This window comes from Blastomonas sp. CCH1-A6 (genome assembly GCF_001556365.1).
In the GTDB taxonomy this organism is placed as follows: Bacteria; Pseudomonadota; Alphaproteobacteria; order Sphingomonadales; family Sphingomonadaceae; genus Blastomonas; species Blastomonas ursincola.
Genome location: NZ_LSIS01000289.1, coordinates 16,117 through 36,515 on the forward strand (window position 1 = coordinate 16,117; position 20,399 = coordinate 36,515).

19 protein-coding genes are annotated in these 20,399 nt (G+C 65.9%); 12 read left to right on the forward strand and 7 right to left on the reverse strand.

What is annotated here, in order from left to right; all coding sequences use genetic code 11:
* The first annotated feature begins 54 nt into the window (after positions 1-54).
* Positions 55-630, forward strand: coding sequence for a PH domain-containing protein (locus tag AX735_RS13845; RefSeq protein ID WP_066281329.1), 576 nt, complete (start codon positions 55-57; stop codon positions 628-630).
* A gap of 11 nt (positions 631-641) precedes the next feature.
* Positions 642-1,955, forward strand: a complete 1,314-nt coding sequence (locus AX735_RS13850) for a M20/M25/M40 family metallo-hydrolase (RefSeq protein ID WP_066281333.1) — start codon at positions 642-644, stop codon at positions 1,953-1,955.
* A 47-nt stretch (positions 1,956-2,002) separates the two neighbouring features.
* Here the strand turns inward: AX735_RS13850 and AX735_RS25215 are convergent, their stop codons facing one another.
* Entirely contained in the window at positions 2,003-2,458 is a 456-nt protein-coding gene (locus AX735_RS25215; protein WP_137775788.1) for a hypothetical protein, read from the reverse strand.
* Positions 2,459-3,070: 612 nt separating this feature from the next.
* Here AX735_RS25215 and creD point away from each other — a divergent pair.
* The 10 genes from creD to AX735_RS13900 all read left to right on the forward strand — a co-directional run bounded on the left by creD (position 3,071) and on the right by AX735_RS13900 (position 11,748).
* Positions 3,071-4,426, forward strand: a complete 1,356-nt coding sequence (gene creD / locus AX735_RS13855; RefSeq protein ID WP_066281337.1) for a cell envelope integrity protein CreD — start codon at positions 3,071-3,073, stop codon at positions 4,424-4,426.
* A gap of 43 nt (positions 4,427-4,469) precedes the next feature.
* On the forward strand, positions 4,470-5,756 hold the full coding sequence (locus AX735_RS13860) for an acyl-CoA dehydrogenase family protein (RefSeq protein WP_066281346.1): 1,287 nt from the start codon (positions 4,470-4,472) through the stop codon (positions 5,754-5,756).
* A gap of 101 nt (positions 5,757-5,857) precedes the next feature.
* Positions 5,858-6,316, forward strand: coding sequence for an SUF system Fe-S cluster assembly regulator (locus tag AX735_RS13865; RefSeq protein ID WP_066281349.1), 459 nt, complete (start codon positions 5,858-5,860; stop codon positions 6,314-6,316).
* On the forward strand, positions 6,313-7,821 hold the full coding sequence (gene sufB, locus AX735_RS13870) for a Fe-S cluster assembly protein SufB (RefSeq protein WP_066281351.1): 1,509 nt from the start codon (positions 6,313-6,315) through the stop codon (positions 7,819-7,821). The genes AX735_RS13865 and sufB overlap by 4 nt, the downstream gene beginning before the upstream one ends.
* Complete coding sequence (locus AX735_RS13875; RefSeq protein WP_066281353.1) at positions 7,818-8,129, forward strand: hypothetical protein; 312 nt, start codon at positions 7,818-7,820, stop codon at positions 8,127-8,129. The genes sufB and AX735_RS13875 overlap by 4 nt, the downstream gene beginning before the upstream one ends.
* A 59-nt stretch (positions 8,130-8,188) precedes the next feature.
* A complete protein-coding gene (sufC, locus tag AX735_RS13880) occupies positions 8,189-8,929 on the forward strand; it encodes a Fe-S cluster assembly ATPase SufC (RefSeq protein WP_066281358.1) in 741 nt (246 codons plus the stop codon).
* A complete protein-coding gene (locus tag AX735_RS13885; protein ID WP_066281361.1) occupies positions 8,929-9,690 on the forward strand; it encodes a SufD family Fe-S cluster assembly protein in 762 nt (253 codons plus the stop codon). Before sufC ends, AX735_RS13885 begins: the two co-directional genes overlap by 1 nt.
* The gene (locus AX735_RS13890) at positions 9,690-10,913 is read left to right on the forward strand and encodes a cysteine desulfurase (protein WP_066281364.1); all 1,224 of its coding nucleotides are present in this window, start codon (positions 9,690-9,692) and stop codon (positions 10,911-10,913) included. Before AX735_RS13885 ends, AX735_RS13890 begins: the two co-directional genes overlap by 1 nt.
* A gap of 5 nt (positions 10,914-10,918) precedes the next feature.
* Positions 10,919-11,392, forward strand: a complete 474-nt coding sequence (locus AX735_RS13895; RefSeq protein WP_066281369.1) for an SUF system Fe-S cluster assembly protein — start codon at positions 10,919-10,921, stop codon at positions 11,390-11,392.
* 2 nt (positions 11,393-11,394) lie between these two features.
* The gene (locus AX735_RS13900) at positions 11,395-11,748 is read left to right on the forward strand and encodes a HesB/IscA family protein (protein WP_066281371.1); all 354 of its coding nucleotides are present in this window, start codon (positions 11,395-11,397) and stop codon (positions 11,746-11,748) included.
* A 19-nt stretch (positions 11,749-11,767) separates the two neighbouring features.
* Here the strand turns inward: AX735_RS13900 and ribB are convergent, their stop codons facing one another.
* From ribB to AX735_RS25895, 6 genes are all read right to left on the reverse strand, one after another.
* Positions 11,768-13,048 carry a 3,4-dihydroxy-2-butanone-4-phosphate synthase gene (ribB, locus tag AX735_RS13905; RefSeq protein WP_066281372.1) on the reverse strand — a complete coding sequence of 427 codons (1,281 nt, stop codon included), beginning with the start codon at positions 13,046-13,048 and terminating at the stop codon, positions 11,768-11,770.
* 58 nt (positions 13,049-13,106) lie between these two features.
* On the reverse strand, positions 13,107-13,721 hold the full coding sequence (locus tag AX735_RS13910; protein WP_066281378.1) for a riboflavin synthase: 615 nt from the start codon (positions 13,719-13,721) through the stop codon (positions 13,107-13,109).
* A 24-nt stretch (positions 13,722-13,745) separates the two neighbouring features.
* Positions 13,746-14,729 (reverse strand): bifunctional diaminohydroxyphosphoribosylaminopyrimidine deaminase/5-amino-6-(5-phosphoribosylamino)uracil reductase RibD, encoded by a 984-nt coding sequence (gene ribD / locus AX735_RS13915; RefSeq protein ID WP_446471819.1) that lies wholly within the window; start codon positions 14,727-14,729, stop codon positions 13,746-13,748.
* Complete coding sequence (locus tag AX735_RS13920; protein WP_137775786.1) at positions 14,726-15,085, reverse strand: hypothetical protein; 360 nt, start codon at positions 15,083-15,085, stop codon at positions 14,726-14,728. The genes ribD and AX735_RS13920 overlap by 4 nt, the downstream gene beginning before the upstream one ends.
* Before the next feature lie 50 nt (positions 15,086-15,135).
* Positions 15,136-18,222 carry a CHAT domain-containing protein gene (locus tag AX735_RS13925; protein WP_066281388.1) on the reverse strand — a complete coding sequence of 1,029 codons (3,087 nt, stop codon included), beginning with the start codon at positions 18,220-18,222 and terminating at the stop codon, positions 15,136-15,138.
* Positions 18,219-20,399 (reverse strand): hypothetical protein (locus AX735_RS25895; RefSeq protein ID WP_202189581.1); only part of this gene is annotated, 2,181 nt, incomplete at its 5' end. The genes AX735_RS25895 and AX735_RS13925, both read right to left, overlap by 4 nt.

Sequence of the window (20,399 nt, forward strand, 5' to 3'; positions counted from 1 at the left end):
TTACCGCCGCCGATTGGCCGGTTAAGACCTTGGCGTTCAGGGGAAGGACGAGCCATGGACCCGCATGACATTATCGAACACCGGCCGATCGAACCGCGCAGCGCCGTGCGCCGGATGGAGGGCGTGCCGCGCATCGAGTTCCGCTCGTCGACCTTTGCCTGGCTGTTGCAGTCGGGCACGGGCTGGATGATCCTGGGCGTTGCGCTCGCGCTGCTCGCGGGCGGCATCTATGCCGGCTATGGCTGGCAGACCGGCGCGGTGCTCGCGGTGGTGCTGGGCGCGTGGATCGGCTGGAACGCGATCGAGAACCGCGCGAGCCTGTTCTGGATCGACGACCAGAGGCTGTTCATGCGGCGCGGCATATTGATGCGCAGCGAGGAAGAGATCGAGCTCTACCGCATCAAGGACGTGAAGGTCGAATTCTCGATCATCCAGCAGATGTTCGACAACGGCACCATCTGTATCAGCTCCTCGGATTCGACCGGGCGCGCGGCCTCGGCCGCGCCGCATCCGCGCACGATGATCGAGGTGACCAATGTGCGCGACGCGCGCGCGATCCGCGCCGAGCTGCGCGACCGGGTCGAGGCGATCCGCCAGCGGCGCGGCGTGCGCGAATTCGATATCGGTTAAGGGGTTATTGAATGACATTCCGGACTTTCGCACTCGCCGCTGCTACCGCGCTGGCGGCAATCTCTGCCCCCGCGCTTGCCAAGCTGTCGCCGCAGGAGGCGAAGATGGTCGCGGCGGTGGACAAGGATCACGACCGCTGGATCGGCGTGCTCGAGGCGATCACCCGGCAGAACAGCGGCAGCCGCAATATCCCCGGCGTCAGGAAGGTCGCAGAGATGGTGACGCCCGAGCTCGAGAGGCTGGGCTTCAAGGTCGAATGGGTCGACCAGAGCGCCGCCAAGCGCGCCGGGCACCTGATCGCGACGCGCACCGGACGCCCGGGCAGCACCAAGATGCTGCTGATCGGGCATCTCGACACCGTGTTCGAACCCGATTCGCCGTTCCAGAATGTCCGCCGCATCGATGCCAACACGCTCGAAGGACCGGGGATCGAGGACAACAAGGGCGGCGTCATCACCATGTTCGCCGCACTGGACGCGATGCAGAAGGCAGGCACCTTGTCCGCCGCGACCATCACCATCGTGCTCACCGGCGACGAGGAGGATGCGGGTGACCCGATCGACATCGCGCGCGCGGACCTGATCAAATGGGGCCAATGGGCCGATGTCGCACTCGATTTCGAGGGACTGTCCCAGGTCGACGGCAAGGACATGGGCTCGATCGCGCGGCGCTCCTCGTACAGCTGGCAGGTCAACGCCACGGGCAAGGAAGGGCACAGCTCGGGCATCTTCTCGGCCAGCGCGGGCCATGGCGCGATCTACGAGCTCGCGCGGATCATCGACCAGTTTCATGACGAGCTGCCCGAGGACAAGCTGACCTTCAATGTCGGCCTGATCGCGGGCGGATCGGTGGCGCAGCTCGATACCGATCTCGTCCGCGCCCAGGCGGCGGGCAAGACCAACATCATCCCCGCCCAGGCGATCGCGCGGGGCGATTTCCGTACGCTGAGCGACGAACAGTCCGAGCGGGTCAAGGCCAAGATGCAGGCGATCGTGGCGCAGCATCTGCCCGGCACCAGCGCCGAGATCATCTTCGAACAGGGCTATCCCCCGATGGCCCCGACCGAAGGTAACCGCGCGCTGCTCAGGAAACTGAACGGCATCAACGCCGACCTTGGCCTCGAGCAGATGGCCGAGCTCGACCCCCTGAAGCGCGGCGCGGGCGATATCTCGTTCGTCGCGCGCTATGTCGACGGACTGGTCGGCATGGGTCCGGCAGGCGAAGGCGCGCACGCACCGGGCGAAACGGTCGACCTGCCGAGCATCAAGCGCCAGGCGAAACGCGCGGCGATTTTGATGAGCCGGTTGGCGATGGAGAAAAGGTGAGGGGTTGGATCTGGGCCTTGGTAGGCTGAATGGCGGAATTTGTGTGGTTAGCTGCCTCTAACAACGTTTCGGATAGCGCTAGGAATGCGCACCCAAGCTAGAAGCATATTTCCCCCATAAAGCCACCCAGAGACGAATAAGCAGACAGGCACGGCTGCCGCGAATCCGCGAAAAAAGCCAACAAAAACAAGAAATAACAATGCTCCGGCCAGACAAAACATCAGGCCATGCAAACTCCGCAGGTCATAACGAAGATGGCGGCCTTCGGGGGCCGGCTCAATACGAAAATTCCCTTGGTCGTACATTGCCAACACGAGCCCATTGTTCGCGATGAGTGGATTTTCCCAAAGTGGGGAATAGAAAGTTATTGACGAATTCGTATCATTACGCACGGGTTTGGCCTGCTTGACCAAAAATTCTTCTAGGCGTTCAATTGTAATTGCGTCTGTGACATCGGGAGGCAATTCCACGGAGCCTCTCAAATGCCATATGTTGTCGATCATCGGTAAACATTTAACCGATCAAGCCATGTCCGCAATGGGGTCAAGTTCTCAAAGCCAGCTTTGTCCGTCCAATCGTAGATAGCAGAGCTTGGGGTTGCCTCCCTCTCGCCGTCATGGCGCCTTCGGCTTGCCTGGGAAGGCAGGCATCCATCCCTTGCCGTTGCGTCCACAAACATCCTTCGGGAGATGGGCCCCTGCCTCCGCAGGGGACCGGGAGAGGGGGCGGGTTTGCGAAAGGCCTACGCGGCTTCGCGTCTTCGCGCGAACCCATTTTCCTCGCGAAGGCGCCAGTGGATGTCGGAGGTAGCCAAAACCGTTTTGCGCACGTCCCTCGACTTCGCTCGGGAACTCGGGGAGGTTGAGGCGCACCGGAACCCAGCCGTTTGTCCCGAGCGAAGTCGAGGGACGCATGCGCATATCCGGAAACAGGCTAGTGGAAGCCGGATGCCCCGATTGCTAGCGGGCAACGAACGGGTGGGGCATCCGGCTTCCGCCACAGGGTTAACGTTCGGCTCATCGATTCGCTGTGACCTAGTTCACACCCGATTCAGCTTCGATCGCATAGCCCAGCCGTGCTTTTTCATCGACGAACCGTGAAGGGACATAGAGAGCATGGCCAAGGAACGCAGCCCCGGCTTCAAGCTGGGCATGACCGTGCTGATCGGCGCGCTGCTCGCGATCCCGCTGTTCATGGTCTATGCGCTCGTCTGGGATCGGCAGAGCCAGTCGGAAACCGCGCGCGCCAGCGTCGCCGAGGGCTGGGGCGGGCCGCAGATGCTCGCAGGACCGGTGATGGTCATTCCCTATCGCCAGCAATCGGTCGAGACCGTCACCGAAAACGGCAAGGCGACGACGCGCGCGGTGACGATCGAGCGCGAACTGTTCCTCGCGCCGGTCACCAACACCGCTTCGGTCGATGTCGAGCCCGAGCGGCGGACCAAGTCGATCTACGAGACCGTGGTCTATGAGGCGCGGGTCAAGGGTATGGCGCGGTTCGCTCTGCCCGAGGATCTCGCGCGCTTCGGGGTAAGGCCCGAGGAGCTGCTGCTCGACCGCGCCGAGATCCGCGTCGGTATTTCGGATGCGCGCGGGCTGCTCGCCGATAACAGCCTCGCGATGGCGGGCAAGCCGCTGCCGCTGCGCCCCGGCAAGGGGTTGGGCTCGACCAACGGATCGGGTTTCTTTGCCTTTGCCGACTGGTCGGACAGCGCCGGAGCGCCGGTGGACGTCGCCTATCGCTTCGGCGTGCGCGGCAATGGCCAGCTCATGCTGATCCCCGATGGCGAGGCGACCGACTGGACCGTTCGCTCGCACTGGCCGCATCCGAGTTTTGCCGGACAGTTCCTGCCGAACACCCGCCAGGTGTCGGACAAGGGATTTACCGCGCGCTACAAGATCAGCAATCTCGCGCTGGGTCGCGCGATCGTGCAGCTGCCCCAGCCGGGCGAGCAGGCAAGCCCCGGTGCGCAAATGGCGCAGATCGACCTGATCGAGCCGGTCAACCTCTACAGCCAGGTCGACCGCGCGGTGAAATACGGCTTCCTGTTCATCGGCTTCACCTTCCTCGCCTTCCTGATGTTCGACATCATCGCGGGCGCGCGCGTCGCGGCGGCGGAATATCTGCTCACCGGCGCGGGCCTGATCCTGTTCTTCGTGCTGCTGCTCGCCTTTGCCGAGATCATCGGCTTCACGCTCGCCTATCTGCTCGCCTCGGGCGCGATCATAGGACTCATCTCGGCCTATAGCGCCGCGGTGCTGGGCAGCGCCAAGCGCGCAGGCTTTATCGGCGGGCTGCTGCTCGGGCTCTACGCGCTGCTCTATGTGCTGCTCAACCTCGAGGCCTATTCGCTGCTGATCGGATCGGTGCTGCTGTTCGTGGCGCTGGCGGCGGTGATGTATGTTACGCGGCGCGTCGACTGGTCGGGTCTCGGCCAGCGCGACCCTGCTAAGGACTTGCCGGAAGCGTAAAGCCGTCCATAGTGCATCCAAATGATAAACGGAGGATGCACCCATGGATTTCACGCTTCCGGCGGAGCTGACCGCCTATCTCGCCGAGCTCGACGCGTTCATCGCGAAGGAGATCAAGCCGCTCGAACAGGCGGACGACAATATCCGCTTTTTCGACCATCGCCGCGAATGGGCGCGCACCGATTTCGACAATGGCGGCCTGCCGCGCCACGACTGGGAAGAGCTGCTGCGCGAGGCGCAGCGCCGCGCCGATGCCGCCGGGCACTGGCGCTTTTCCGCGCCGAAGAAATATGGCGGCAAGGATGGCTCCAACCTGTGGATGGCGGTGATCCGCGAGCATTTCGCAGCACAAGGCCTGGGCCTGCACAACGATCTGCAGAATGAGCATTCGATTGTCGGCAACTTCCCCTTCGTCGCGATGTTCGAGGAATTCGGCACCGAGGAACAGAAGCAGGAGTTCATCCTGGGCGGGTTCGAGCGCAAGCGCATCACCGCCTTTGGCCTCACCGAACCCCATCACGGATCGGACGCGACGCATATGGAGACGCGCGCGGTGCGCGAGACGCGCGATGGCGTGCCCGGCTGGCGCATCGATGGCGAGAAGATGTGGATCACCGGCATGCATGTCGCGACGCATTGCGCGCTGTTCGCGCGGACCAGCGGCCAGGATGGCGATGCGCGCGGCATCACCTGCCTGCTGGTGCCCACCGACACGCCGGGCCTCAAGATCGAAGAGTATCTCTGGACCTTCAACATGCCCACCGATCACCCGCGCCTGTCGTTCACCAATTGCTGGGTGCCCGAAAGCGCGATGCTTGGCGAGGAGGGGCGGGGGCTTTCGCTGGCGCAGAGCTTCGTCCACCAGAACCGCATCCGCCAGGCGGCATCGTCACTGGGCGCGGCCGTGTTCTGCATCGAGGAGAGCGTGAAATATGCCCGCGAGCGGCGGCCGTTCGGCAAGGCGCTGGCCGAGAACCAGGCGATCCAGTTCCCGCTGGTCGAGCTCGCGACGCAAGCCGAGATGCTGCGGCTGCTGATCCGCAAGACCGCGTGGGACATGGACAACATGCCGCACAAGGCGATCGAGCGCGAACTGTCCGACAAGGTCAGCATGTGCAACTACTGGGCGAACCGGCTGTGCTGCGAGGCGGCGGACCGCGCGATGCAGGTGCATGGCGGCATCGGCTATTCGCGCCACACCCCGTTCGAGCATATCTATCGCCACCACCGCCGCTACCGCATCACCGAGGGATCGGAGGAAATCCAGATGCGCAAGGTCGCGGCCTATCTGTTCGGCTTTCTGGGGCCGAGGCGCGCGCTGTTCGAATAGCAGCGGGGCCGCGAGCCACCATCCAACAAAACCTTGATTTCCGCATGCAAAACAGCCATCTCCTAATCGGAACGATTCACTCCGATTAGCGGGAGGCCCCGATGCGCCTGTCCAGTCTTGCCGATTATGCCGTGGTGCTGATGAGCGCCGCTGCGCGCCATTGCGGTGGCATGCGGTGCAACGCGCGGGCCTTGGCCGAAGAGACCGGCCTGCCGCTGCCCACCGCGCAGAAGCTGGTGAGCAAGCTGTCCGCCGCCGGGCTGATCGAATCGGTGCGCGGGGCAGGGGGCGGTTTCCGCCTGTCGCGCCCGCCCGCCGCGATCACGCTCGCCGATATCGTCGAGGCGGTCGATGGGCCGATCACCATCACCGTCTGCTCCGGAGAACATGCCAGCGACTGCGCCATCGAGGGCAGCTGTCACGTCCGCCCGCACTGGCAGATCGTCAACCGCACCATCCGCGCGGCCCTGGGATCGGTCACGCTGGCGAGCCTGGGTCAGCACATCACCGACCCCCGCCGCCCCGAACACCCGCTTGATTTCAAAAGGACCGTATCGTGACCGACAGCAGCAACACCGCTGAAAGCCCGGACGACACTAGGGTGCGCGATGCCGATGCCTGGGCCGCAGCCGAAAAGGTGGGCACCTATGAATGGGGCTTCACCAGCGATATCGAACAGGAACTCGCGCCCAAGGGGCTGAACGAGGATACCGTCCGCTATATCAGCGCCAAGAAGAACGAGCCCGAATGGATGCTCGAATGGCGGCTCAAGGCCTTCCGCATCTGGCAGGAGCTGCCCGAGCCCGACTGGGCCAAACTGCATTATCCGCCGATCGACTATCAGGACGCCTATTATTACGCCGCGCCCAAGGCGAAGCCCAAGCTGGGTTCGCTCGACGAGGTCGATCCGGAAATCCTGCGCGTCTATGAAAAGCTCGGCATCCCGATCGAGGAGCAGAAGGTGCTCGCCGGGGTCGAGGGCGCGCGCAAGGTCGCGGTCGATGCGGTGTTCGACAGCGTCTCGGTCGCTACCACCTTCCGCGAGGAGCTGAGCCGCGCCGGCGTGATCTTCATGTCGATCAGCGAGGCGATCCGCGAGCATCCCGAGCTGGTGAAAAAGTGGCTCGGCAAGGTTGTGCCGGTGCGCGACAATTATTTCGCGTGCTTGAACTGCGCGGTCTTTTCCGACGGCACCTTCGTCTACATTCCCGAAGGCGTGCGCTGCCCGATGGAGCTTTCCACCTATTTCCGCATCAACGCGGAAAATACGGGCCAGTTCGAACGCACGCTGATCGTCGCCGACAAGGGCAGCTACGTGTCCTATCTCGAAGGCTGCACCGCGCCGCAGCGCGACGAGAACCAGCTGCACGCCGCCGTGGTCGAGCTGGTCGCGCTCGACGATGCCGAGATCAAGTATTCGACCGTGCAGAACTGGTATCCCGGCGATGCCGAGGGCAAGGGCGGCATCTACAATTTCGTCACCAAGCGCGGCCTCGCGCAGGGCGCGCGCAGCAAGATCAGCTGGACACAGGTCGAGACCGGCTCTGCGGTGACGTGGAAATATCCCTCGTGCGTGCTCAACGGCGAGGACAGCGTCGGCGAATTCTATTCGGTCGCGGTCACCAACAATTACCAGCAGGCCGATACCGGCACCAAGATGATCCACAACGGACGAGGGTCCCGCTCGACCATCGTGTCCAAGGGGATCAGCGCGGGGAAGAGCAACAACACCTATCGCGGGCTCGTGCGCGTGGCCCCCGGTGCGGAGGGCGTGCGCAACTTCACCCAGTGCGACAGCCTGCTGCTTGGCGACCAATGCGGCGCGCACACCGTGCCCTATATCGAGGTGCGCAATCCTTCCGCCACGATCGAGCACGAGGCGACGACCAGCAAGATCAGCGACGACCAGCTGTTCTACGCGATGCAGCGCGGGCTCTCGCAGGAGGACGCGGTGGCGCTGATCGTCAACGGCTTCGCGCGCGAGGTGCTGAAGCAGCTGCCGATGGAATTCGCGGTCGAAGCGCAGAAGCTGCTGGGCATTTCGCTTGAGGGGAGCGTCGGGTGATCGCGCTGCTCGCCCTTGCTGCGCTCCAGCCTGCCCTGGCTACGCCACCCCCGGCGAACGAGATCGTCGTGATTGCCGAGCGGATGAGCCGCATCAAGCTGCGCCTGTCGCGCAAGAAGGGCGTGCTGAAAAGCTGCCGCGTGCGCGCGTCGAGCGGCGATCCGGTCGTCGATGGCTATGCCTGCGAAGCAATTGGCGCATGCATGGCCGAAGGCGCGACCAAGCGCGGCCCGCTGGCCGATTGCGCCACCGACAAGGTGCTGGCGTTCTACATGGACCGCAAGCGCGGACCGGAGGCGAGCGAATGATCGGCTTCGCTGCAACAACCCCTTCTCCCCTCAAGGGAGAGGGATAGAACGGAATGACAATGCTCAAGATTGAAAACCTCCACGCCACGGTCGGCGAAACCGCGATCCTCAAGGGGCTGTCGCTCACCATCAATGCGGGCGAGATCCACGCGATCATGGGGCCCAATGGCGCGGGCAAGTCGACGCTCGCCTACACGCTGGGTGGACGGCCAGGATATGAGGTGACGCAGGGCTCCGCGACCTTTGACGGGCAGGACCTGCTTGCGCTCGAACCGCATGAACGCGCGGCGGCTGGCCTGTTCCTAGGCTTCCAGTATCCGGTCGAAATCCCCGGCGTCTCCAACCTGCAATTCCTGCGCGAGAGCCTCAACGCGCAGCGCAAGGCGCGCGGGGAGGAGCCGCTGTCGGGCGCGGAGTTCATCAAGCTCGCCAAGGAAAAGGCCGCGCTGCTGCGCATGGACATGGAGATGCTCAAGCGCCCGGTGAATGTCGGTTTTTCGGGCGGCGAGAAAAAGCGCAACGAGATGGTGCAGATGGGGATCATCGATCCCAAGCTCGCGCTGCTCGACGAGACCGATAGCGGGCTCGACATCGACGCGCTGCGCATCGTCGGCGAAGGCATCAACGCGATCATGCGCAAGGGCGACAAGGCGGTGCTGCTGATCACCCACTATCAGCGGCTGCTCGATCTGGTGAAGCCCGATTTCGTCCATGTCCTGGCCGGTGGCCGCATCGTCCGCAGCGGCGGGCCCGAGCTGGCGCTGGAGCTGGAAGAGCAGGGTTACGAGGCCGTGGCGTGATGACCAACGTCATCCCCCTCCCCACCCGCCGCGACGAGGCCTGGCGCTATGCCGATCTCGATGCGCTCGCGCGCGTCTGGGGCGATGTGCCGCAGGGGCCCGAGCGGATCGTGGTGCCCGCAGGCGAAACGCTGAACAGGCAGATCGTGCTGCCGGTTGCACTGTCGGGCGTGTCGATCACCGATCTCGATGTCGAGATCGAGGCGGGCGCGCAATTCCACCTGCACCTGCTGTGCGCCGATGCCGATTACGGCCGGATGAGCATCCATGTGCTGCTGCACGAAGGCGCGCATTTCGAGATGGGCGGAGCGATCCTGGGCCATTCGGACCAGACGCTCGAGATCGTCACCAGCGTCAACCATGCCCACCCCAATGCCACCAGCAACCAGGTGGTGCGCAGCGTGCTGGCAGGCCGGGCGACCGGATCGTTCCTCGGCAAGGTCGCGGTCGCGCGCCACGCGCAGAAGACCGATGCGTCGCAGTCGGTAAAGGCGATGCTGCTCGACCGCACCGCGACCGCCAATGCCAAGCCCGAGCTGGAAATCTATGCCGACGACGTGAAATGCGCGCACGGCGCGACTGTGGGCGAGCTCGACAAGCAGGCCCTGTTCTACATGGCCGCGCGGGGATTGCCGCCGCAGGTGGCGCGCAAGCTGATGCTGCAGGCGTTCATCGCCGACGCGTTCGTGTCGCTGGACGATGATGCCGCGCGCGAGGCGATCGAAACGCGCGCGCTCGCCGCGCTGGAGGGGCTGGCGTAATGACCACGCTCACCGCACCCCGGCTGCTCGACCATCGCGCCGATTTTCCCGGTCTGGTCACCGCCTCGGGTGAGCCCTGGCATTATCTCGATTCCGCCGCGACCGCCCAGAAGCCCAAGGCCGTGATCGACGCGATCGCGCAGAGCTATGGCCGCGATTACGCGACGGTGCATCGCGGCGTCTATGCGCGCTCGGCGGACATGACGATCGCGTACGAAAATGCGCGGCGCAAGGCGGCGGCGTTCATCGGTGGGCGCGAGGACGAAACCGTGTTCTTGCGCGGCGCGACCGAGGGGATCAACCTGGTCGCCTCGAGCTGGGGGGGCAAGAACCTCAAGCCCGGCGACCGCATCCTGCTCAGCCAGCTCGAGCATCACAGCAATATCGTGCCCTGGCAGCTGGTCGCCGAGCGCACCGGCGCGGTGATCGATGTCGCGCCGCTGACCGAAGATGGCCAGATCGATCTCGAGGCGGTCGAGGCGATGCTGACGCCGGCGCACAAGATGGTCGCGCTCGCGCATGTGTCGAACGTGCTCGGCAGCGTGCTCGATGCGAAGCGCGCGGCGGCGCTGGCGCACAATGTCGGCGCGCTGCTGCTGCTCGATGGCTGCCAGGCGGTGCCGCGCTTGCCCGTCGATGTCGCCGCCCTGGGCTGCGACTTCTACGTCTACAGCGCGCACAAGCTCTATGGCCCGACCGGCATCGGCGTGCTGTGGGGCCGGGCCGCGCTGCTCGATGCCATGCCCCCCTGGCAGGGCGGCGGCGCGATGATCGACCGGGTGACCTTCGAACGCACCACCTATGCCCCGCCGCCGCAGCGGTTCGAGGCGGGTACGCCGCATATCACCGGCGCCATCGGGCTGGCGGCGGCAATCGATTATGTGCAAGCGATCGGCGTCGAGGCGATCCATGCGCACGAATGCGCGCTGGTGGCAGAGGCGCAGGACGCGCTGTCGGGCATCAACGCGATCCGCCTGTTCGGGCCGCAGGACAGCGCGGGCATATTGTCGTTCGAGATGCAGGGGGTGCATCCGCACGACATCGGCACCATATTGGACGAGGCGAACGTGGCGATCCGCGCCGGGCATCATTGCGCGCAGCCGCTGATGGATCATCTGGGCGTGCCCGCGACCGCGCGCGCGAGCTTCGGCATTTACAGCAACAGCGAGGATGTCGCCGCCCTGGTGCGGGGACTGGAACGGGTCCGCAGGATTTTTGGGTGAGGCTTATGGAAGAGACGGGAAAGATCGTGATCGACGAGGTCGAGGCAGTGGCCAAGCCGCCCAAGGCGCGCGTGCAGGACGTGGTCGAGGACGCGGCGCCCGCGGAACCGCGCCGCCGCGACTATCTGGACGGTTTCCTCGCTGAAAAGCCGCAGGGTCTGGCTCCGAATGAGCCGGGTGGCGAGGTGTACGAGGCGGTGATCGACCGGCTGAAGGGCATTTACGATCCCGAGATCCCGGTGAATATCTACGATCTGGGCCTGATCTACGGCGTCGAGGTGAACGACGCGCATGCGGTCATCACCATGACGCTGACGACGCCACATTGCCCGGTCGCCGAGTCCATGCCGGGCGAGGTCGAGATGCAGGTCTGCTCGGTCCCGGGCATCGCCGATGCCGAGGTCAATCTGGTCTGGGATCCGCCGTGGGATCCCGGCAAGATGAGCGACGAGGCCCGCCTCGAAATGGGGATGCTTTGACGATGACCACCACCACCCGTGCCCGTCCCGCTGCGCTGACGCTCACCCCGTCGGCCGAAGCGCGCATTGCGCATCTGATGGCGAACGCGCCCGAAGGCGCGATCGGGGTCAAGCTCTCCACCCCGCGCCGGGGCTGTTCGGGCCTCGCCTATTCGGTCGATTATGTCACCGAAGAGGTGAAGTTCGACGAGAAGATCGAGACCGCCGGTGGCACCTTCTACGTCGATGGCGGATCGGTGCTGTATCTGATCGGATCGACCATGGACTGGGTGGAAGACGATTTCACCGCCGGTTTCGTGTTCAATAATCCCAATGCCAAGGGTAGCTGCGGCTGCGGCGAGAGCTTCACCGTCTGAAGCCCCGCCGCACCGGCGTTCAGTCCATCGGGATCGGGCGTTCGCCGACGATCGACAGGCCATAGCCGTCGAGCGCCACCAGGCTGTGGTGCGAGTTGGTCAGCAATTCCATCTCGTTCACGCCCATTTCGGTGAGGATCTGCGCGCCGATGCCGTAATCGCGCAGCTCTTCCATATCGGGCACGGCCTCGCCCGATTTCATCCGTACGGCGTTGCTGAGGCTGTTGATGCCATGCCGGTTGAGCAGCACGACAAGGCCTGCGCCTTCTTCGCCGATCAGGTCCATCGCCTTGCCCAGCACGCCCGAGCGTGCGCCGGTTTCGCCGAAGATGTCGGAGAACGGGCTCAGCACATGCATGCGCACCAGCGTCGGCTTGTCGGGATCGACATGGCCCTTTTGCAGCACGATCTGCTCGTTCTTCTCGGCCTTGTTGTAGAAGACGATCGCCTTCCACTCGCCGCCGTGCCGGCTGGTGAAGCGCGCCTCGGCGCGGCGTTCGACCAGATGGTCGTGACGGCGGCGATAGGCGATCAGGTCCCGGATCGTGCCGATCTTCATGCCGTGGATGTGCGCAAACTCGATCAGGTCGTCGAGCCGCGCCATGGTGCCGTCGTCGTTCATGATCTCGCAGATCACGCCCGAGGGGTTGAGCCCCGCGAGCCGCGACACGTCCACCGCCGCCTCGGTATGCCCTGCGCGCACCAGCACGCCGCCATCGCGCGCCATCAGCGGGAAGACATGGCCCGGGGTAACGATCTCCTCGGGCCCCTTGCTGGGGTCGATCGCGACGGTGACGGTGCGCGATCGGTCCGCCGCGCTGATCCCGGTGGTGACGCCGTCGCGCGCCTCGATCGAGACGGTGAACGCGGTTTCGTGGCGTGTGCCGTTGTTGCGCGACATGAGGTTGAGGCCGAGTTGCTCGACCCGGTCGCGCGTCATGGCGAGGCAGATCAGCCCACGACCATATTTGGCCATGAAGTTGATCGCATCGGGGGTCGCCATCTGCGCTGGGATGATGAGATCGCCTTCGTTCTCGCGGTCCTCGTCATCGACCAGGATGTACATCCGCCCGTTGCGCGCCTCGTTGATGATCTCTTCCGCCGTCGCCATGACGCCGGCGGGGTCGCGCGAGAGATAGCGTTCCAGCTTGCCCAAGGTCTCGGCGGTCGGGTTCCAGTCGGGTTCGCCCAGCTTGCGCAGCGAATTGGCGTGCAGGCCGGCGGCGCGCGCCAGCCCGGCGCGGCTTTCCTGGCCGGTCTCGATGATTTCGACGATGCGTTCGATCAATTGCGCTGACATGGGAATATCCTTTCGGACACTCCAGTATCACATCACAATGTGAGTCGAAACCAGAAAATCACATCGAAAGCGATTTTGCCTCGTTCATTCGCATCAGATAGCGCGCCAGCACGTCGATCTCCAGATTGACCGGATCGCCGGGCTGCAACTCGCCCAGCGTGGTCATCTCCCAGGTGTGCGGGATGATGTTGAGGCCGAAATGCACGGTGCCGTCGGACTGGTCGGCATGGCTGTTGACGGTGAGCGATACGCCGTCGACGGTGATCGATCCCTTGGCGGCGATATAGGGCGCGAGCGCGGCCGGGGCGGCGATGGTGAAACGGATCGAATCGCCTTCGGCCTCGCGCGCAGCGACGGTCCCGACGCCATCGACATGGCCGGTGACGATATGCCCGCCCAGCTCGTCGCCGATCTTCAACGCGCGTTCGAGGTTCAGGCGCTTGCCTTGGACCCAGCGGTTGGCGGCGGTCTTGCTCACCGTTTCGGCGGAAATATCGACGGTGAACCAGTCATCGCCCTTGCTCGTCACGGTCAGGCACGCGCCCGAACAGGCGATCGACGCGCCGATCGCGACGCCCGACATGTCATAATGGCAGCGGATGCGGGCGTGCAGGTCGCCGCGCTGTTCGGCATGGTCGATGGTGCCGATATCGGTGATGATGCCTGTGAACATGAAATGGGTCCTCGATGCGGCGGGTCAGCGCACCCGCTGGTAGCTTTCCATCCGGTCCTTGCCAAGCAGCCGCGTGTCGGCGAGCCGCCAGCGGCCATGCGCGTGCGCCAGATCGCTCAGTCCGATATCGCCCAAAGCCGCCATCCCGCGCCCGATCAGGACGGGCGCGCGATAGAGCAGCAGCCGGTCGACCATGTCGCGCGCCAGAAACGCGGCGGCGACCTCGGCCCCGCCCTCGACCATCAGCCAGTCGGTTCCGTCCAGCGTCGCGATGTCCTCGGGTGCGGCGATACCGGTCCAGCCCGGCGGCGCATCGCCCATGCGGCTCAGCAGCACGCGGCGGGGGGAGCGCTGCTCGAGCCCGGGCAGCCGCACGTCGAGCTTCGGCGCATCGGCACGGAAAGTGCCACCGCCGACCAGGATGGCGTCATGCCGCGTGCGCTCGACATGCGCATGCGCACGCGCCGCATCGCCGGTGATCCAGCGGCTGGTGCCATCGGCGAGCGCGATCTGCCCGTCGAGCGAGGTGGCGAGCTTGAGCGTGACGAACGGACGGCCGAGCGTCTGCCGGGCAAGAAAACCGGCGAGGCTGGCGCGTGCCTCGCTTTCCAGCACACCGCTCTCGACCGCGATGCCCGCCGCGCGCAGCCGGTCGATCCCGGCGCCGTTGGTGCGCGGGTCGGGGTCCTGGCAGCCGATCACGACGCGCGCCAAACCGGCGGCGATCAGCAGATCGGAACAGGCCGGGCCGCGCGTGCTTTCATGGCCGCAGGGTTCGAGCGTAACATAGGCGGTGGCACCGCGCGCGGCATTGCCTGCCTGATCGAGCGCCATCGCCTCGCCATGCGGGCGGCCGCCGGGGGCCGTCCAGCCGCGCCCGATGACGCGACCATCGCGCACGAGCACGCAGCCGACGGAAGGGTTGGGGCTGGACAGCGCCCGCCCGCGCTCGGCCAGGGCTATGGCGGCGCGCATCCAGTCGGCATCGGACCGCGCGGGTGCAATCACTCGGTATCCATGCCCAATTGTTCGGCGAGACGGCGATATTGCGCCTTGCGCTCTTCCTCGCGCTTCAACTGTTCGGCCGCGCGCTTTTCCTTGAGCAGCTGGTTGGCCTCGATCTCCTTGCGGATCTGCGCGTCGCTGCGCCCCGGCTCCAGGCTGGTCACCCACATGATCTCGGGGCGCTTCCACTGCACCTCGAAGCCGGATTCGCTGATGAACGCGCCGAAGATTGCGATCGTGCACGCCGCCGACAGCGCGAGAAAGCGCCATTTATGCTCCTGCTGGTCGAACCAATAGGCCTTCAGGTCCGATGCAGCGCGCACCGGCGATATGTCGCGAAAGAATCCCATATGGGTCAAGATAGGCGCTTGCGTCCGTCTTGACCAGTGCAGGCCTATTTCAGCGCCCCTTAGTTCACCAGGGGCTTCGTCCCATCGCCGAGCAGGATGAACGCCGCCCAGTAATAGGGATGCGAGGTCAGCGGATCGTCCATCGCCGCGCGCTGCGCCTTGGCGAGCGATTCGTTCATCGCGGTGCCGGGCGCGGCCTTGAACAGCGAGGAGATAAGGTTCTCGGTCGCGTTGAAATCATCGGGCACCGGCCAGTGGCTCGCCAGCACGGAGCGGGCACCGGCACCCACGAACGCACGGACCAGACCATCGAGCGCGAAATTGCCCCCGGTCTCGATCCCCGCCTCGCGCGAGGCCGAAACCGTCGCCAGCCCCGCCGTGTCGCAGGCCGAGAGGATGACCAGATCGGCATCGAGCTTCAGGTCGAAAATCTCCTTGAAGCTGAGCAGCCCGTCCGAACTCGCATCGCCGAACGAGGTGACCAGGGCCGGGCGCGCCGGGCATTCGGGGCGCGGCGCGGTGACCAGCCCGTGCGTGGCGAAGTGCAGGATGCGATAGTTGTTGAGGTCGTCGCGGTTGAGCAATGCGGTGTCGCTGAAGCTCTGCTGGGTGATGACGTTCGCCCGGCCAGCCCCCAGCACGCTCTGCGCGAGCTTGAGCTCTGCGGGCGAGATCGGGTCCATCCAGGTCGCGATCGGCCATTCGCAATCGGCATCGCGGCGCGCGGCGGTGAGCTGGATCCGCTCGGGCGGCGGAGCGTTCTCGCCGACACCCAGATAGGTCTGCTTGCCGCGCGCCGGAGCGATGGTGCGGACATCGGCGAACGAGCGCGGCGACACCGCGATCGAGAAGCGCCGGTCGCGCCCGAACCAGGCGACGCCGGTAAAGTCGAACGGGTCGGCATCGATCGCGGCCGAACGTTCCAGATACGCATCGACGCCCTTCTGGTCCTCGACCAGCAGGCCCGGCGGCAATTGCAGCAGCGCGCCATCGGGCTCGTAGACCAGATGCTCGATCCCGGCGAGATCCTGCTTCAGGCCGGGGAACAGCGCCTCGTAGAGCTTGCGCGCCTCGACGACGTCGAACGGATAGTTGGTCGGCTGACCATTCTCGATGACGACGATCGAATCGCGCAGCTTGGCCACCACCTTGTCGAGGTCGGCCCGGGTCAGCGCGATGCTGACGGTGCGCACCCTGTCCGCGGTGATCAGCTGACCATAGACCGTCTGCCCGACAAAGCTGACCTTGTAATAGCCTTCGCGCGGGCCGAGCAGCTTCTGCAGCTCCGCGAGCGTCACCGATGTCGGCGAGAGCACGCGATATTGCGAATACTGGCCCAGCCTGGATTGCAGCGCGGTCTGCTCGTTCTGCTGGGTGGTCAGCGATTCGCGCGCCAGCGCCAGCGTGGCCAGATCCTCGGGCGTCGGCGCTGGCAGGGCTTCGAGCCGCTGGATCTCGGCACTGGTGCGCGCGATCTCGCGGGTGCGCGTCACCGCCAGGCGGAACAGCGCAGACGCCTCGTCATTGCCTTCGGAAAGTTCGCGCGCCAGCACCGCCTGGGTCTGCGCGACGCCGGGCCGCTGGAGCAGCTGGCTGGCGTTGAACATCCGTGCGGCGACCGACGGGTCATTGTCCGCGCGCGTGGCCAACTGGGCGAAATAGGGGCCCAGCATCTCCTTCATCGCGGCGCGTGCGCTGGGCACCGCCTCGCCCTCGGCGACGATCTCGTCATAGAGCGCGATCGAGGCATCGGCCTCGCCCCGCCGCGCCAGAAAGGCGGCGAGCCGCCCCTTGGCGCTGAGCAGCCCGGGCGATTGCGGATAGCTGAGCTTGTAGATGTCGAGCGCCTCGGTCAGCCCTGCGCGTGCACCGACCAGATCGCCGCGCGATTCCTGGATCAGCGCGCGCTGCGTCGCCACTTCGGCACGCAGCCATCCGGTCGAGCTGATCCGGCCATTGCGCACCGCGACGATCGTGTCGATGCCCTGCTGCAAGGCCACCAGCGCAGCATCGCCCTGGCCCGAAAGGCGCAGCGCGGTGCCGCGCAGCAGCAGCGCCTGGCCGTCCAGAATCTGCGCGCGTTCAGGACCGGTCAGGCTCGAATCGACCCCGCCCAGCCGCTTGAGGCCGCTATTCTCGCGGTTGATCTGGTCGGCGAGCATCTTGGTGATCTCGCCCTGCGACAGCCGGGCCTCGCCGACCAGCTCGGTATCGACCGAGACCGGGCGGTCGAGCACCTTGAGCGCTTCGGCAGGGTTGCGCTGGTTGATCGCATCGATCGCGCGGAAATTGCGGATCATGCGCTGGGTGACGCCGTCGCTCGCCGCGACCAGCTTGTCCGCGCGCGCGAACAGCGCACCCGCCGTAGCGAAATCGCCCAGGTTCGATTGCTGCAGCGCCTGGTTGGCCAGGAACTCGGCGGTGCGTTCGCTGCCGCCCTGTTCGCGCGCGGCCAGCGTCTCGAAGAATTCGGCGGATTCGGCATAGGCGCCGTAATTGTTGCGGATATAGGCCTCGACGCGTGCCGATTCCTCGTCGAGCGTGCCCGCCTGGATGCGGGCGAACGCGGCAGGATCGCTCACCTGGGTGGTCGCGACATCGACCGTGCCGGGCACGGCGCGGTCGGTCACCAGCGCCGCGAGCGCCAGCTTGAGCGCCGAGTCATAGCCCGCAAGCCCTTCTGCGACGAACACCGTGTCGCCGCGCACGGCGGCATAGATGCGATAATCGACCCCGGCCTTGGGATCGCTGCATTCGATCACGCTCGCGCCGCCTGCGGTCTCGACCTCGGTGACCTGCTTCGTGCCGCAGGACAGGCGCGTGGCCGCAGCCGCGAGATAGCGCTCCAGCCGGTCGCCCTCGCCCCCGCGCAGCGCGTAGAGCGAGGCGACCGGGCTGGCGGCATCGCGGCACACCACGCGATAGCCGCGATCAAACATGCTGGTCAGCGCCGGGTCGGTCGGACGGTATTGCGCCGTGCACAGCACGCCCGCCGAACCGACGCGGAAGCTGTCGCGCAGCGCGATCGATTCCTGCGTCTGCGCCAGCGCGGGCGAGCCCAGCCCCGCCGCCAGAGCGACCAGGGCCGTGCCGCCATGCCACAACGCGCGGGCCAGGCCAGGCTGAAGGGACGAGGGGCGGATCATGGCTGTCCTCCGGTATCGGGCACGGTTTCGGCGAGCGGCACGTCGAGCTGTAGATTGGGGTTGCCGCCGCTGGTCACGGGCTCGTCGATGATCGGCTCGACGCCCAGGCGGCGCGTGTTGACGATGGTCACCGGCGGCATGATCGGCTTGCGCGGAGCGGCCTCGCCACGCGCGGCCTCTTCGGCGGCGGCTTCGGCTTCTTCCTGCTCTTTCTGCGCCTCGCGCTCGGCCGCCGGGGTCGGCGGCGGCGGACCGGCATGGCTGATCACGGTCGGACCGGTCTCGGTAATGCCGCCCCCGCCGCACGAGATCGCGCTCAGCAGACAGCCGTTGACGCTGGACGTGCTGGTAAAGCCGCTCGGGCCGCCGCTGTCCTGTCCGGTGCTGCTCGTCGAGCGCGGGAAGATCAGGTCGCGCACCGAGGTGCCGTTGCGCACCAGATCGCCGGTATCGAGCAGCTGGCCATAGATCACCAGATCGATCAGGTTGGGCGTGCCTTGGCTCTGCGAACTGCGCGGGGTCACCTGGAAGCTGCCGACGCGGCCGAAAAAGCCTGCATTGAGCAGCGAGGTGCCGGTGTTCTGGATCAGCAGCGTGCTGCCCACCGTGAACCTCAGGCTCGAGGCCTGGATCACGCCATCGGGGCGCGCAGTCGCGATCGGCAGGCCGAGCGCGGTGTCGCGGCCGACGAAATTGACGTTATCCGCCAGCCGCTCGAGCAGCGAGGCGCTGGCGATATGGATGTTGTTGGCGTTGATCGAGAGGATGCCGCCCGGCGAGCTGCCGTTGAGGAAGAGACCGCCGGTATCGGCGTTGATCTCCACGCGGCCCGCATTGAGCGACACGCGGTTGGTGGCCGCCATCGCATTGAACACGGCATTGCCGTTGACCCGGATGGTCCCCGGCGTGTTGATCGTCAGGCTGCCCTCGGACCCGTTGAGGTTGACGCCGCTCGACGCGCTCGACCCGTTCATCGTCAGCGCGCGAATCTCGACGCCGGTGCCGGTCGACGAGACATTGGGCGCGTTGATGACGATGTTCTGCGCGCGGATGCGCGAGATCTCGCTGCCGTCGAGCGTGTAGCCGCTCTGCTGCGACTGGCTGTCGGCCGTGCCGCCAATGACCACCGCGCCGCTGCGGTTGGCGGTCAGCGTGATCGTGCCGGTATTGGCATTGCCCAGGCCGCCACCCTGCGAGAAGGCGATATCACCCGAGCTGATCGCGATGGTCGGGGCGACCGCGAGCCCGCCGAACACCGCCGTGCCGCCGACGTCCAGGCTGATCCGCGTCCCCGCGGTGATCGTGCTGTTGGCCGAGAAGGTTCCGGTCGAGGCGCCGAGCAGCGTTCCCGTCGTCGTCGCGCCGATCGACACGCTGCCGCCGACGCGCGCGGGGGTGGCCGCGAGCAGGGCGTTGAGGTCGATCTGCGAAAGGTTGGCGGTCGGCGCCAGGCCCGCGCTGCTGGCGAGCAGCATCGTGCCGCTGGTGCCGGTGCCGATGCTGCCCGTGCTGATGCTCTGCGAGGCGAGCAGCAGCGCGTTGGTGCCGGTGGTGACGTTGCCGGTGTTGAGATTGCCGTTCAGCGCTGCGGCGAACACCGCATTGGTCGCCTGGAGCGCACCGGTGGTCACGCTGGCGCCGCGCACGCGGATCTCGTTGGTCGAGCTGATAGCGCCAGTCACGATGCCCTGGTTGGCGCGCGCCAGCACGGTTCCGCCTGCGGTGATCGCGCCGGTGGTGATGCTGGTGGCATTGCCGAAATTGCCCTGGCCGTCATCCGATCCGATGCCGAGCAGGCCGAAGCTGTTGATCGTGCCGGTGACAATATTGCCCTGCGCGCCGAGCCCGATGCTGAAGCCGTTGGGCGATGTGCCCGGCCCAGTGGTGCGCAGATTGCCCAGCGTCATGTTGCCGCCAACGGTGGTGCCGATCCAGCTGCCTGCCGTGATGTCGCCGCCCGTGACCGATCCGGTCGCGGTGAATTGGGTGTTGGCTGACGAGGTCAACGTGCCGAAGCTCAGGTTGCCTGCGCTCGCCGCCATGGCGATGGCTCCCGCCGTGCTGGTGACATTGGCCAGTGCAATAGCGGTGCCGCCGATGTTCACCGTGCCGCCGGTAATCGCCCCGGTCGCGGTGAAGGTGCCCGCGCGCGAGCGCAGCTGCGCCGCGCCGGTGGC

Excerpts from the sequence above, each read along its gene's own strand:
- ribB (WP_066281372.1), bottom strand. The coding sequence starts at position 13,048 with ATGTCAGCGCAATTGATCGAACGCATCGTCGAAATCATCGAGACCGGC.
- AX735_RS13895 (WP_066281369.1), top strand. The coding sequence starts at position 10,919 with ATGGAAGAGACGGGAAAGATCGTGATCGACGAGGTCGAGGCAGTGGCC.
- AX735_RS13900 (WP_066281371.1), top strand. The coding sequence starts at position 11,395 with ATGACCACCACCACCCGTGCCCGTCCCGCTGCGCTGACGCTCACCCCG.
- AX735_RS13925 (WP_066281388.1), bottom strand. The coding sequence starts at position 18,222 with ATGATCCGCCCCTCGTCCCTTCAGCCTGGCCTGGCCCGCGCGTTGTGG.
- creD (WP_066281337.1), top strand. The coding sequence starts at position 3,071 with ATGGCCAAGGAACGCAGCCCCGGCTTCAAGCTGGGCATGACCGTGCTG.
- AX735_RS13860 (WP_066281346.1), top strand. The coding sequence starts at position 4,470 with ATGGATTTCACGCTTCCGGCGGAGCTGACCGCCTATCTCGCCGAGCTC.
- sufC (WP_066281358.1), top strand. The coding sequence starts at position 8,189 with ATGCTCAAGATTGAAAACCTCCACGCCACGGTCGGCGAAACCGCGATC.
- AX735_RS13890 (WP_066281364.1), top strand. The coding sequence starts at position 9,690 with ATGACCACGCTCACCGCACCCCGGCTGCTCGACCATCGCGCCGATTTT.
- AX735_RS13845 (WP_066281329.1), top strand. The coding sequence starts at position 55 with ATGGACCCGCATGACATTATCGAACACCGGCCGATCGAACCGCGCAGC.
- AX735_RS13865 (WP_066281349.1), top strand. The coding sequence starts at position 5,858 with ATGCGCCTGTCCAGTCTTGCCGATTATGCCGTGGTGCTGATGAGCGCC.
- AX735_RS13885 (WP_066281361.1), top strand. The coding sequence starts at position 8,929 with ATGACCAACGTCATCCCCCTCCCCACCCGCCGCGACGAGGCCTGGCGC.
- AX735_RS25215 (WP_137775788.1), bottom strand. The coding sequence starts at position 2,458 with ATGATCGACAACATATGGCATTTGAGAGGCTCCGTGGAATTGCCTCCC.
- AX735_RS13850 (WP_066281333.1), top strand. The coding sequence starts at position 642 with ATGACATTCCGGACTTTCGCACTCGCCGCTGCTACCGCGCTGGCGGCA.
- AX735_RS13910 (WP_066281378.1), bottom strand. The coding sequence starts at position 13,721 with ATGTTCACAGGCATCATCACCGATATCGGCACCATCGACCATGCCGAA.